Annotated in this window: 14 protein-coding genes; 7 read left to right on the top strand and 7 right to left on the bottom strand. The window is 62.1% G+C overall.

Going from position 1 to position 12,896, the window contains the following annotated elements:
• Window positions 1-53 precede the first annotated feature (53 nt).
• The 3 genes from QQJ96_RS05805 to QQJ96_RS05795 all read left to right on the top strand — a co-directional run bounded on the left by QQJ96_RS05805 (window position 54) and on the right by QQJ96_RS05795 (window position 2,613).
• Window positions 54-1,064, top strand: a complete 1,011-nt coding sequence (locus QQJ96_RS05805) for a methionine ABC transporter ATP-binding protein (RefSeq protein ID WP_284331024.1) — start codon at window positions 54-56, stop codon at window positions 1,062-1,064.
• A complete protein-coding gene (locus QQJ96_RS05800) occupies window positions 1,061-1,753 on the top strand; it encodes a methionine ABC transporter permease (RefSeq protein ID WP_284331023.1) in 693 nt (230 codons plus the stop codon). Before QQJ96_RS05805 ends, QQJ96_RS05800 begins: the two co-directional genes overlap by 4 nt.
• Window positions 1,754-1,818: 65 nt before the next feature.
• The gene (locus QQJ96_RS05795) at window positions 1,819-2,613 is read left to right on the top strand and encodes a MetQ/NlpA family ABC transporter substrate-binding protein (protein WP_284331022.1); all 795 of its coding nucleotides are present in this window, start codon (window positions 1,819-1,821) and stop codon (window positions 2,611-2,613) included.
• A 111-nt stretch (window positions 2,614-2,724) separates the two neighbouring features.
• On the opposite strand, the gene pncB is transcribed toward QQJ96_RS05795, so the two are convergent.
• The gene (gene pncB / locus QQJ96_RS05790; protein ID WP_284331021.1) at window positions 2,725-3,912 is read right to left on the bottom strand and encodes a nicotinate phosphoribosyltransferase; all 1,188 of its coding nucleotides are present in this window, start codon (window positions 3,910-3,912) and stop codon (window positions 2,725-2,727) included.
• 388 nt (window positions 3,913-4,300) lie between these two features.
• Between pncB and QQJ96_RS05785 the strand changes: the two genes are divergently transcribed.
• Together QQJ96_RS05785 and QQJ96_RS05780 are read left to right on the top strand one after the other, a co-directional pair.
• Complete coding sequence (locus QQJ96_RS05785) at window positions 4,301-5,119, top strand: cytochrome c (protein ID WP_284331020.1); 819 nt, start codon at window positions 4,301-4,303, stop codon at window positions 5,117-5,119.
• Between the two features lie 19 nt (window positions 5,120-5,138).
• Window positions 5,139-5,960, top strand: a complete 822-nt coding sequence (locus QQJ96_RS05780; RefSeq protein ID WP_284331019.1) for a DUF72 domain-containing protein — start codon at window positions 5,139-5,141, stop codon at window positions 5,958-5,960.
• Between the two features lie 70 nt (window positions 5,961-6,030).
• On the opposite strand, the gene QQJ96_RS05775 is transcribed toward QQJ96_RS05780, so the two are convergent.
• From QQJ96_RS05775 to QQJ96_RS05760, 4 genes are all read right to left on the bottom strand, one after another.
• Window positions 6,031-7,098, bottom strand: a complete 1,068-nt coding sequence (locus QQJ96_RS05775) for an aminopeptidase (protein ID WP_284331018.1) — start codon at window positions 7,096-7,098, stop codon at window positions 6,031-6,033.
• A gap of 27 nt (window positions 7,099-7,125) precedes the next feature.
• Window positions 7,126-7,485 (bottom strand): hypothetical protein, encoded by a 360-nt coding sequence (locus QQJ96_RS05770; protein WP_284331017.1) that lies wholly within the window; start codon window positions 7,483-7,485, stop codon window positions 7,126-7,128.
• Window positions 7,486-7,648: 163 nt separating this feature from the next.
• A complete protein-coding gene (locus tag QQJ96_RS05765; RefSeq protein ID WP_284331016.1) occupies window positions 7,649-8,224 on the bottom strand; it encodes a hypothetical protein in 576 nt (191 codons plus the stop codon).
• 78 nt (window positions 8,225-8,302) lie between these two features.
• Entirely contained in the window at window positions 8,303-8,914 is a 612-nt protein-coding gene (locus QQJ96_RS05760; RefSeq protein ID WP_284331100.1) for a rhomboid family intramembrane serine protease, read from the bottom strand.
• Window positions 8,915-9,022: 108 nt separating this feature from the next.
• Here QQJ96_RS05760 and QQJ96_RS05755 point away from each other — a divergent pair, with 108 nt between their 5' ends.
• Window positions 9,023-9,907, top strand: a complete 885-nt coding sequence (locus QQJ96_RS05755) for a PhzF family phenazine biosynthesis protein (RefSeq protein ID WP_284331015.1) — start codon at window positions 9,023-9,025, stop codon at window positions 9,905-9,907.
• 18 nt (window positions 9,908-9,925) lie between these two features.
• On the opposite strand, the gene QQJ96_RS05750 is transcribed toward QQJ96_RS05755, so the two are convergent.
• Window positions 9,926-10,810 (bottom strand): NAD(P)-dependent oxidoreductase, encoded by an 885-nt coding sequence (locus QQJ96_RS05750; protein WP_284331014.1) that lies wholly within the window; start codon window positions 10,808-10,810, stop codon window positions 9,926-9,928.
• Window positions 10,811-11,013: 203 nt separating this feature from the next.
• Window positions 11,014-12,192 (bottom strand): BaiN/RdsA family NAD(P)/FAD-dependent oxidoreductase, encoded by a 1,179-nt coding sequence (locus QQJ96_RS05745; RefSeq protein WP_284331013.1) that lies wholly within the window; start codon window positions 12,190-12,192, stop codon window positions 11,014-11,016.
• A gap of 84 nt (window positions 12,193-12,276) precedes the next feature.
• On the opposite strand from QQJ96_RS05745, the gene QQJ96_RS05740 reads away from it, so the two are divergent.
• A complete protein-coding gene (locus QQJ96_RS05740; RefSeq protein ID WP_126686929.1) occupies window positions 12,277-12,759 on the top strand; it encodes a YajQ family cyclic di-GMP-binding protein in 483 nt (160 codons plus the stop codon).
• Window positions 12,760-12,896: the final 137 nt, after the last annotated feature.

Here is a 12,896-nt window from a genome sequence, read left to right as displayed (position 1 = left end):
CCGCTTCCCCAGCTGGCATAAAATGGCGGTTTCACCCCTCGGCTGAGCCCAACGTGATCCGTTTCATCGATGTCCACAAATCCTACCGCGTCGACGGCAAGGACATTCCGGCCCTGGAACCTTTCAGCCTGGACATCGAGGACGGCGAAGTGTTCGGCATCATCGGCCATTCCGGTGCCGGCAAGTCCACGCTGATCCGCCTGATCAACCTGCTGGAGCGGCCGAGCGGCGGAAAGATCCTGATCGGCGACACCGAGATCACCGGCTTGTCCGATGAAGCCTTGCGCGTAGCCAGGCAGCGCTTCGGCATGATCTTCCAGCATTTCAACCTGCTGTCTTCGCAAACGGTGGCGGAGAACATCGCCTTTCCGATGCGCCTGGCCGGCAACAAAGATGCGAAGACGATACGCGCGCGCGTGGATGAGCTATTGCAACGCGTCGGCCTGACCGCGCATGCGAACAAATACCCCTCGCAGCTGTCCGGCGGACAGAAGCAGCGCGTTGGCATTGCGCGCGCCCTGGCCAACCATCCATCGATTCTGTTGTGCGACGAGGCCACCAGCGCCCTCGACCCGCAGACCACTGCATCGGTGCTCGACCTGCTGGCTGAAATCAATCGGGAACTCAAGCTCACCATCGTGCTGATCACCCACGAAATGGACGTGGTACGCCGCGTCTGCGATCGCGTTGCCGTACTCGATAGCGGCCGCATCGTTGAACACGGTGCCGTGGCCGACGTATTCCTGCACCCGCGGCACGCCACCACGCGCCGCTTCGTCAGCGAGGCATTGCCGGAGGAAACGGCTGGCGGGCACACGATCTATGCACAGGTGCCCGGACGCATCCTGCGCCTTTCGTTCCGGGGCGAAGCAACCTGGTCGCCCACGCTGGGGCGAGTCACGCGCGAGACCGGCGTGGACTTCAACATCCTGGCCGGGCGCATCGATCGCATCAAGGATCTGCCCTACGGCCAATTGACCCTGGCCATGCAGGGCGAAAACGTGGATACGGCCTTGCACGCCTTGCGCGAAGCGGGCATCGAAGTAGAGGAGCTTGCCCGATGATCGCCACACACCTGCCCCTGCTGCACAGCCTGTTCCCCAATATCGACGACTGGGGCGAGATGGGCCAGGCCTGCATCGATACGCTGCTGATGCTTGGCGGCTCGCTGCTGCTGACGGTGCTCATCGGCCTGCCCTTGGGCGTGCTGCTGTTCCTGACCGGCAAAGGGCAGTTGCATGCCATGCCCAAATTGTACGGCGCGTTGTCGCTGGTGGTGAATGTGCTGCGCTCGATTCCTTTCATCATCCTGATGATCGTGCTGATGCCTCTCACCTATGTGCTGGTCGGCACCAAGCTCGGCATCCGCGGCGCGATCCCGCCGCTGGTGATCGGCGCAGCCCCGTTCTTCGCACGCCTGGTGGAAACAGCATTGCGCGAAGTCGAGCACGGCGTGATCGAAGCCTCGCAGGCGATGGGCGCCACCACCTGGCAGATCGTTCGCCATGTGTTGCTACCCGAAGCACGCCCCAGCTTGTGGGCCGGTGTAACAGTGACGGCGATCGCACTGGTCGGCTATACCGCTATGGGCGGCGCGATCGGCGCCGGGGGGCTGGGCGACCTGGCCTATCGATATGGCTATCTCAGCTACAAGTCCGATTACATGGTCGTGACGGTGCTGCTGCTGATCGTCCTGGTTCAACTGTTGCAGATGCTGGGCGATCGCATCGTGGCGCATTACAGCCGGCGCTAAGCCAAGACTTTTGCAGCCAGACGTATGGAAGGCTATTCTGACGCTTCGTACAAGGATAGCCCTACATGAAGAAACTCCTTTCCCTGGCCGCCACCCTGCTCCTGGCCGGCTGTTCCTCTTCCGGCCCCGGCGGTTCGAACAGCCAGACGCTGACGGTGGCTGCCACGGCCGTGCCGCATGCGGAAATCCTCAAGGAAGTGAAGCCCATCCTGGCCAAGCAAGGCGTGGACCTGGACATCAAGGTGTTCGCCGACTACGTGCAGCCCAACACCCAGGTGGTGGAAAAAAGCATCGATCTGAACTACTTCCAGACCAAGCCGTACCTGGATACGTTCAACCGCGAGCACAACACCCAGCTGGTGATCATCACCGGCGTGCACATCGAGCCGTTCGGTGCCTACTCGCACAAATACAAGTCGATCGAGCAGCTGCCCAGCGGCGCCACCGTTACCTTGCCGAACGATCCAAGCAATGAGGGTCGCGCCCTGCTACTGCTCGCCCGCAACGGGCTGATCACGCTGAAGGATCCGAACAACGAATTGGCCACCCCCAAGGACGTAGTCACCAACCCGAAAAACCTGGTGTTCAAGCCGCTGGAGGCGGCGATGCTGCCGCGCACCCTGGATGAAGTGGATCTGGCGCTGATCAACACCAATTATGCGCTGGCGGCCGGATTGAATCCGGGCAAGGATGCGCTGCTGATCGAGAACAAGGATTCACCCTACGTGAATTACCTGGTGGGACGCCCCGACAACAAGGATGACCCGCGCGTACAGAAGCTGGCGCAGGCACTGACCAGCCCGCAGGTCAAGGCGTTCATCGAGCAGAAGTATCACGGCGCGGTGTTGCCGGCGTTCTGATGCCCCCGCAAGGAGCCGTCATTCCCGCGAAAGCGGGAACCCATTTTCAAGGCATACATCAGATCAAGATGGGTTCCCGCTTTCGCGGGAATGACGGTCCCCTACCGGTTCCTACGCTTCCACCAGTGCCGGTATTTCGAAAACCTGCCGCAAGTAGGCGAGATACGCCTCGTCCTCGCACATGTTCTTGCCCGGCGAATCGCTGAGCTTCGCCACCGGCTGCCCATTGCAGCGAACCATCTTGATCACGATGTTGAGCGGCGTGGGCCCAACGTCGTTGGTGAGATTGGTGCCCACCCCGAACGCGAGCTGGCAGCGTCCGTGGAAATGCTGGAACAGCCGCATCACCTTGGGAATGTCCAGGCTGTCGCTGAACACCAGGATCTTGCTGCGCGGATCGACGCGGTTGGCCTGGTAATGCGCCAGCACACGCTCGCCCCAGGCGAAGGGGTCACCCGAATCGTGACGGGTGCCGTCGAACAGCTTGCAGAAGTACATGTCGAAATCGCGCAGGAAAGCGCTGAGGCCGTACACGTCCGATAGCGCAATGCCGAGGTCGCCACGGTACTCCTTGGCCCAGGCTTCCAGCGCGGCCACCTGCGAATCGCGCAAGCGTGGCCCCAGCGCCTGATGCGCTTGCAGATATTCGTGCGCCAACGTGCCAAGCGGCCGCAGGCCAAGCTGCCGGGCCAACCACACATTGCTGGTGCCCGCCAGTTGGCCAGCCAGGCCTTCGTGCAGCGTGCTGACCACTTCCTGATGCCACTCCCGCGAGAAACGTCTGCGCGTGCCGTAGTCGGCGATGCGGCAATCGTGGTATCCGGGCGTGTCGCGCAGCAACGCGATCTTGTCCTTCAGGCGGCGGCGACCTTCGGTCAAGTCCAGGCTGGGCTGCGTGTTGCGGAAGTACACCTCATTGACGATCGCAAGCAGCGGCACTTCGTAAAGAATCGTGTGCAGCCAGGGGCCGCGAATGCGGATCTCGATCTCGCCGTTGTCCAACGCGGACGGCGTGATCTCAACATACTTCGCGTTGAGCTGGAACAAGCCGAGAAAGTCGACGAAATCGCTTTTGATGAAGCGCCAGTCGCGCAGGTAGTCAAGCTCCGAGGGAGTGAAGCGCAGGCTGCACAGGGCATGCAGCTCCGCGCGAATCTCCTCGATGTAGGGCACCAGGTTGACGCCCGGATTGCGGCACTTGAAGCGATATTCCACCTGCGCGGCCGGGTACTGATGCAGCACCACTTGCATCATGGAAAACTTGTAGAGATCGGTGTCGAGCAGAGAACTGACAATCATGGAGCAGCCATGCCGGGGGAAGAGATGCGCTGCGCGCCTGGCGCGGCACTCGACAATTATCCGGCTGAAACCCTAGCCGTGAACAGTCGCTACCACGGCAGAAAAGATAAAACCCCGGCAGCCAGGGGAATAACTGCCGGGGTTTGTTAGGTCGCGTTCCGGGGGGAGGGTAAACTTGGGAACCGACCCCTGGGTGCCACGATGACTTGTGGCACCCGCTTGTCGCCTCACGGCGATTCGAGAACTTAGTGTGGCCGATACGGATGAAGTTCAAGGCCTGCTTGAATCGGTTCAGCTTTCCGATAAGTAATCGGCCAAGCAGCCGGCAGCGCTCGCGATGGTTTCATCTGTATCGTTTTCCAAATCCTTGTCAGCAAAAGGTTTGAGCATGAGCATCTTGCGTCGTTGTCTTGCCCTGTTGGCGCTATGCGGCGTCCTGCCGCTGCACGCGGCCGATCTGCGCATCGATGTAGGCCCCCAAGCCCATGTCTGGACTACGCAACAATTATTGAATTTTCCCGATGCAAGAAGCGTGACGATTCCCGACGATGTCGCCTTCCATCGCACGATGAACTATCGCGCCGTACCATTGCGCGCGCTGCTACCCGAGCTGACGCGTGGCGATCGTTTGAAATTCGTTGCGAACGACGGTTTCTCGGTCGACATGGCAGCGGACCTCATCCTCAACCAGGCAGGCGCGCAGGCGTGGCTTGCGATTGAGGATCCGCAGCAGCCGTGGCCTAAGCTGCCCGGCAACAAGGGCGATGCCGGCCCTTACTATGTCGTCTGGACCAACCCGGATGCCGCCGGCATCAGCAGCGAGCAGTGGCCGTATCAGTTGGCGCGCATCGAGCGTGTCCAAGACGTGGCTACGCGCTTTCCCGCCACCGCACCGGCCGCGTCTGTGCCGGCCGGCAGCCCGGTGCGTCGCGGCTATGCGGTGTTCCAGCGCACCTGCTTCGCTTGCCACACCCTCAATGGCGAAGGCGATGCGCAAATGGGACCGGATCTCAACCTCCCGCACAGCCCTACCGAATACCTCAGCGCGGACATGCTGCGCGCCTTCATCCGCAATCCCCAATCGTTGCGGCGCTGGCCGGAAGGCCGCATGAGCGGCTTTCCGACGCAGGCGTCACTGTCAGATGCGGACCTGGATGCGGTACTCGCGTACTTGAAGTACATGGCGCAACATAAAGCGCAGAAGTGATCGGCGGAGTATCTGAAGCATGGCCTTGTTCGACGAGCCTCCCTGCCCGGTAAACGGCATTCGCGTCGGCGTCGGCGGCTGGACCTTCGTGCCCTGGCGCAACAACTTCTACCCCAAAGGCCTGGTGCAGCGACGCGAACTGGAGTACGCCAGCCGCAAGCTCACCGCTATCGAAATAAATGGCACCTACTACGGCACGCAGAAGCCCGCCACGTATGCAAAGTGGGCGGCGGAAACGCCGCCCGGCTTCATGTTCTCGGCCAAGGCGCCGATGCGCATCATGCAGGCGCGCAGTCTGGAGAAAACCGGGCCTCAGATCGAGGACTTCCTCGGCGGCATTGCCTCGCTGGGCGATCGGCTCGGCCCGATCGTCTGGCAGTTCGATGCCAACCAGCGTTTGCAACGCGAAAGTTTCGGCCAATTCCTCGACTTGTTACCGAAGCAGATCGAGGGATGCGCGCTGCGTCACGTGCTGGACGTACGCGATCGGGATTTCGTCAACACTGATTACCTCGCCCTGGTGCGCAAGCACGGCATGGCGACGGTGTTCACCGATTCGCCCGACTATCCCTCCTTCGCCGATGTCACCGCGAATTTTGTCTACGCTCGGCTTATGCGTTCACGCAGCAATGTGGCAACCGGCTACAGCGGGGAGGAACTCGATGGCTGGGCGAAACGCGCGCATGCGTGGGCGGATGGGGAACAACCGGCGGAACTTCCTTACCTCGATACGGGACGCGCACCGCAGCTTAAGCGCGACGTCTTCGTTTTCTTCATCAGTGCCGCGAAGGAGTACAACCCGGCTGCCGCGATGGCATTGATCGAGCGCCTCCGCGGCTGAGCGTTGGCTGGGGTGCAAACCCCGGCATTGCCATACATACCTATCGCGATGCTGGGATTTTCATCCCAGCCTACTTGCTATCGAGCAAACTGCGCAGGGAATCCTCGCGCGCTGCTTTGGATTCCTTTGCCAGCGTACGCACACGGTCATAAAACGCTGGCCATTGCCCGCGGACCTGCTTGAACAGCGCAGCGAACGCCGGCGTCCATTGATCGTACAGGCCGAACGGCAGCAGGGTGGCGTTATTGATCGGCTGCGCCACCCATTTGTCATAGCGGTGATCGTTCGGCCAGTTCTTATCGCACCATGCGGCATAGCGCACGCGAAAGTCCTCGATCTCGCGCTGCTTGCCTTTCGCCATGGCCTCTTGATCCACGCCGCTGGCGTAAAGTTTCTTCAGGCGCTCGCGCAGCTCCAGCACCAGCCTGGTGAAGCCGTCATCCATGGCCTGCGCGTGACCATCGTCAACGGCCTCGCCGCGTGCATGATGCCACTCGCGCAGTCCTTCCTGCTCCACGAACATCGCGTAGCTTTCGTTGAAGGCCGTATCGCCTTTGGCGTAGATCTTCTGGTGCGCCAACTCGTGGAAGATCGTGCCGATCAACTCATCGTCGTCCCAGCGCAGCATGCTGCTCAAGATGGGATCGGAAAACCAGCCCAGGGTCGAATAGGCCGACACACCGCCGACATAGACATCATTGCCCTGTGCCTGCAATTGCTTGGCGCCGGCCCTCGCCTTGCGCTCCTCGAACCAGCCCCGGTAGGCCACGCAGCCGGCGATGGGGAAACATTGCGGCACCGCCTCCACCGAAAACCGCGGAGTCGCATAAACGTTCCACACCACATACGGGCGATTGAGTTGCACGTAGTAGGTATAGCTGCGGTTGTCCGGCAGATCGAGCCGTTCGGAAGCAAACCCTCGCGCCTGCTGGGACAGTTGCAGCCGCGACGCCAGCTTGGCGTCGGTGGATGGGTCGGCAATCACCTTGCTCACCGAGCGCCGCTGCAGCAACAAGCTGCTTTCGCCATGTGTCACATGAGCGTAGTAGCGAAGATTTGCGCAGGCACCGAGCACCACGACCACCATGACGCCAAGGATCATCCGACTGGCGGACAGAAAAATGCGGGGACGAATCATCCCCGCATTCTGACAAAAGATGCCGGCTCAGTGCTGGTGACCGCTCCAGCCGCCGTGACTGCCGGACCAGTGGCCGCCGCTGCTGCGACCGTGCCAGCCACCGCCGCCGTGATGCCAATCGTGATCGTGATCGCCACGCCAATGACCTCGGCCATACCAGCCGCCATAACAGCAACCGTAGTAACCCCACGCGCCGCCGTAATAGCCGTAGGGATAGCCATATGGATAGTCGTAGACGACCGCCGGGCCGCTTCCGTAGTAGACATCCCCGGCGTAGCCGCTGCTTCGCACGTAGCTGTAATCCGGCGCCACGTAGCAGCCGGAGAGTAGACTGATCAGGCCAGCCAGCGTCACGCCGGCAAGCGCGTGTTTGATGGAGATGTTCATGGCGGGGACTCCATGCGACCTACATCTGCAGCCTAATCCTGATGCGGTAAATGCCTCCTGAGCGGATGCATACCAAGCATTACGAAATCGATAACAAACTTAACCAACACATGCCACCCCAGCGCAGGCCGGGGTGGCGATACGTCCAGACGGATGCACCCGCTCAGGTCTTGTTGCCTCGGCCCTGATCGCCGCGAGCATGCGCGAGATGGTGCTGCGGGCCATGGTTTTCGTTGCCACCCTGCTGCGCGTAGCCTTCGGCGGCGTTAGGGTTGCCCTTGGCGCCGGGCCACCCCGGCCCGCGCTTTACGCGCTCCTGCTTGGCCTGCAGCAGCGCCTGGATATGCGCAACCGCCTCTTCCGGGCTGATATGGGCAGGTTCAGCCGAAGCGGGCGCTGCGCTGGGCGCGGGCTTTTCCAAGCGGGACTTGCCGGACGTAGTTGGGCGGCGCGCGGCGACTGGCCGCGTTTGGCCGGGCGTCCCGGCCTTCGCCGCCGACTTCTTCGCCGCTGCCGGCTTTTTTCCGACCGACGCCTTGCCTTGCTTTACAGTCTTGCGGGTAGCCGTTTTCTTGACCGCTTTCTTAGCCACCGTCTTCTTCACAGCAGCGGCCTTTTTCGCTGCCTTTTTGCTGCTGGCGGCGGATTTCCCGGCCGCTTGCTTCCGGGCCGGACGGTCTCCTTGGGATGCCTTGCGGGCCGCGGACTTCTTCGCGGCCGACTTGCGCGTCGTTGCCATGCGTACGTACTCCAGCGGTGGTCGGTAGGGACATCATCGCGAAGTGCGTACGCTCGGCAAGTGCCAGGTGTCCCGGGCCTAGATGTGGGGCCTCGACATCGCATCCAGGAAATTGGACAACACCGACGGATTGGCCACCGCCGTGAACGCCACACCATAAGCCGCGCCCCAAAGATGAGCGCTATGGTTCACGTTGTCCTGGCCGTGCCGGTCCATGTACATGGAATAGACGACGTACAGCAGGGCGTAGATGATCGCCGGTATCCCCACGGCGAAGAACACATAGATCTTGGCCCAGGGCTGATACAGGATGAAGCCGAACAGCACTGCGGACACCGCTCCGGACGCCCCCAGGCTGTGGTAGTTCGCGTTGCGACGATTGTTGAAGTAGGTCGGCAGGATCGAGACGATCAGCCCGCCCAGGTAGAACAGCGCGAAGCCAAACGTACCCAAGGTGCTGTTGTAGATGTATTCCATCTGCCGCCCGAAAAAATACAGCGTCAACATGTTGAACAGCAGGTGCATGGGGTTGGCATGCAGCAGGCCGTAGGTGACCAGGCGGTAGTACTCACGCTTGCGCTCGATCGCCGGCGGCCACAGGATCAGGTCGTCCATCAAGCGCCGGTTGTTGAAGGCCATGAAGGAAACGATTGAGGTGCCAACGAGGATGATGAGCAGCGTAATCGGCATATGACGAATCGGACAGTGTTGCGGAATCCGCCCATCTTGACGTTCACGCGCGAAGTTGTCGACGGCTAGAATGCGCATTCGCTCCCGCTTCGTACCCGTCCTAGCCGTATGAAACCCCTCCGTTACTTGCACCTGGATGTCTTCGCCGCCAGTCCTGGCGGCGGCAATCACCTGGGGGTGGTCACTGACGCCCGCGGCTGGAGCGATGCCGACATGCAGCGCTACGCCCGCTGGACCGACCTGGTCGAAACCACCTTCCTGCTGCCGCCCGACGATCCCAAGGCCAGCTATCGCGTACGCATCTTTACGCCGGAAAAGGAGATCGCGTTTGCCGGACACCCCAGCGTAGGTAGTGCGCATGCCGTGCTCGAATGCGGCCTGGCCGAGCCGCGGGACGGGGTGCTGTGGCAGGAATGCGGCGCAGGCGTGCTGCCGATCCGGGTGGAAGGCAGTGGGCCGCAGCGCGTACTGATGCTGCAATCGCCCGAAGCCCGCGTGGTCAAAACCGGTCTGCAAGCGCATCCGCTGCTGGCCGCCACGCTCGACAGCATCGGCTTGGGCAAGCTCTCGCCCGCCCTGGTCGACGGCGGCCGCCGCTGGTGGCTGGCCGAATGCGTGGACGAAGCCAGCCTGCGTGCGTGGACGCCCGACCACAGCGCCATCGGCGCACTCGCCGTCGCCAGCGGCAGCATGGGCTTATGCGCGTTCGCGCGCAGCAGCCATCCCGATTGCCAGCTGGTGGTGCGTGCTTTTCCCTCCGGCGTGGGCATCGTCGAGGACCCCGCTTCGGGCGCGGCCAATGGGTTGATTGCCGCCTATATCGCGCACGCCGAGCCCGATGGGCCGCTGGCACGCGGCTATGCGGTCAGCCAGGGACGCGAAATGGGCCATGACGCGCTGCTGATTGCACATATCGTGGATGGCACGATCTGGATCGGCGGACGTACCAATACCGTGATCGACGGAACGCTGCATTGGAACGGACGCGAGTGAGCCCAACGGCTCCCGGCGTCAGGCGCGCCGATCCAGATTCGCCCTGCGCGCGGATACTTGTGCCAGGGCGGCCAGATCCATCCCTTGCGCGCCATCGGCCAACGCTTCGAGCAAGCTATCGCGCAGCACACCCGCCAGCGGCATCGGCACCTGTTCCGCCCGTGCGGCATCCTGCGCCAGCAGCACGTCCTTCAAGCCCAGGGAAAGTTCGAAGCCCGGCGGGGTGAAGCGCTGTTCCGCTATCGCCTTGCCATAGATCTGATACACCGGCGCGGCGAACAGCGTGCTGCTCATCATCTCGATGAAATCGGCCGCTTCCACGCCATGGGCGCGCGCAAGCACGGAGGCTTCGGCCAGGGTCTCGATCGCGGACACGATCATGAAATTGCCGGCCAACTTCACCACATTGGCGCGCTCCGGGCTCACGCCCATGGGCCACAGCCTCGCCGCCATGGCTTCGAGCAAAGGCCGCGCTTTTTCGATGAGGCTCGGCAGGCCGGCCACCAGCATATGCAGCTTGCCCGCCGCCGCCGCATCCGGCCGGCCGAACACCGGCGCAGCCACATAACCCAAGCCGCGCTTGGCGTGCTCTTCGGCAAGCTCCCTGGCAAGCGCCACGGAGATGGTGGCGTGGTTGATGTGAGTGGTGCCCGGATCCATCGCATCGAGCAGGCCGCCTTCGAGCAACACCTCGCGCACCGCCTGATCATTCGCCAGCATGCTGAGCAGAAAATCGCCCTGTGCGGCCCGGTCGGGCGTGCGTGCCGCCTTGGCGCCCAATGACTCCAATTTCTGGACCGCCGCTTCCGAGCGATTCCACACCGTCACGTGGTGACCTGCCGCAACCAGGTTGCTGGCCATGGCGCTGCCCATCGCGCCGAGTCCGATAAAGCCGACTTTCATGAGGAATCTCCTGTCGCAGAGGTTGAGTGGAGCATGGTCGGCGTTAAGCGCGTAGGCAGGGCTGATAGTCCCAGCTTTCTACGCAGCATCCCGATGCCGGGATTGCCATCCCCGCCTACGCGCAGCCAGTGCGGTGACGGATACGTGGAATAGATCGGAGCATCCCTAGTGGAGCATGCTTGGTGTTCAGCGCAAGCGAAGCTTTAAACGACTTCGCCGGCCGCATGGCCGGAGGCCCATGCCCACTGAAAGTTGTAGCCTCCCAGCCAGCCGGTGACATCGATCACTTCACCGATGAAATACAGGCCAGGCACGCGCTTGGATTGCAGGGTGGTAGAGGAAAGCTCATCGGTGTCCACGCCGCCCAGTGTAACTTCCGCCGTGCGGTAACCTTCCGTGCCGCTGGCAACAATCGGCCAATCGTGCAAGCGCGCGCCTGTATCGTGCAATTCCGCATCGCGATACTGGCGCATTGGCTTGCTGCCCAGCCATAGCTCGCACAAGCGCTGCGCCAGCCGGCGCGGCAGCAGGTCACCCAATACGTTGCGCAATTCAGCCCCTGGCCGTGCTGCGCGCTGGGCGATCAGCCAATCGCCAATGTCCTGCTCCGGCGACAGGTCGATGCGCAAATCATCGCCCGGCTGCCAATACGACGAAATCTGCAGGATGGCAGGCCCGCTGATGCCACGATGCGTGAACAGCAAGCCTGCGCGAAACGGCCGCCCGTTTGTGCGCGTTTCCGCTACCGGCAAAGCCACGCCGGCCAGGTCCTGGTAATGCTCCTGATGCTTGCCGCTCAAGGTCAGGGGCACCAGGCCCGCACGCGTCGGCAGCACGTTGTGCCCGAATTGCCGCGCCAGCTCGTAGCCGAATCCGCTTGCGCCCATGCTGGGAATCGACAGGCCGCCGCTGGCGATCACCAGCGAGTCGGCATGCACTTCACCGTTTGCCGTGAGTACGGCAAAGCCCTCCTCGGTTTTTCGCACCTTCTCCACGGCGCAACTGGTTTCGATCCGGACGCTCGCGGCTGTGCACTCATCCAGCAACATGCGCACGATCAGCTTGGAGGATTCATCGCAGAACAGCTGACCCAGCTCTTTTTCGTGATAGGCGATGCGGTGCTTTTCCACCAGCGCGATGAAATCCCACTGGGTATAGCGCGCCAGCGCGGACTTGCAGAAATGTGGATTGGCCGAAAGGTATTGCGCCGGCGTCACGCCCAGGTTGGTGAAATTGCAGCGCCCGCCGCCCGACATCAGGATTTTCTTGCCCGGCTTGTTGGCATGATCGAGCACCAGCACGCGCCGCCCGCGCTGCCCGGCCGTGATCGCGCACATCAGCCCCGCCGCACCGGCGCCGATCACCAGGACATCCACTTTCACAAGATCACCGCCATGCGCGCCGCCATCTGATACATCCGCCCATTATCCAATAAACTTGCCGCCTGCCCTGACCAGGACCCCACCATGCCCTCCTTTGATGTGATCTCCGAAGTCGACAAGCACGAACTGACCAATGCAGTCGACCAGGCCAACCGCGAGCTGTCCAACCGCTTCGACTTCAAGGGCTCCGACGCGAAGTTCGAGCTGGACAAGTCCGTGATCACGCAAAGCGCGCCCAGCGAATTCCAGCTGCAGCAGATGCTGGACATCCTGCGCGGACGCCTGGCGGCGCGGAAAATCGACCTGCGCGCGCTCGACATCGCCGATCCGGAAGTCAACCTCGGCGGTGCGCGGCAGAAGATCACCGTGAAACAAGGCATCGAGCAGCCGATCGCCAAGAAACTGATCGCCACGCTGAAGGAATCGAAGTTGAAAGTGGAGGCGCAGATCAATGGCGAGAAACTGCGCGTGACCGGCAAGAAGCGCGATGACCTGCAACTGGCGATGGCGGTATTGAGGAAGGCGGAAGTGGAATTGCCGTTGCAATTCGATAATTTCCGCGATTGAGAAATGGGGGATGGGGGCAAGCCCCCAAATGCCCCCTTTTGCGTCGCACTGTTGTTGCATGTCGCAGCCGTGCTGCATTGCCTGCGGCGCTTTCGGTCGCAAGCGACCGAGTCACTTTTCTTTGCTGGCCTGTATGG

Source organism: Dyella flagellata (assembly GCF_030160275.1).
GTDB lineage: Bacteria > Pseudomonadota > Gammaproteobacteria > Xanthomonadales > Rhodanobacteraceae > Dyella_B > Dyella_B flagellata.
This window is presented reverse-complemented; position numbering and strand designations above follow the sequence as displayed.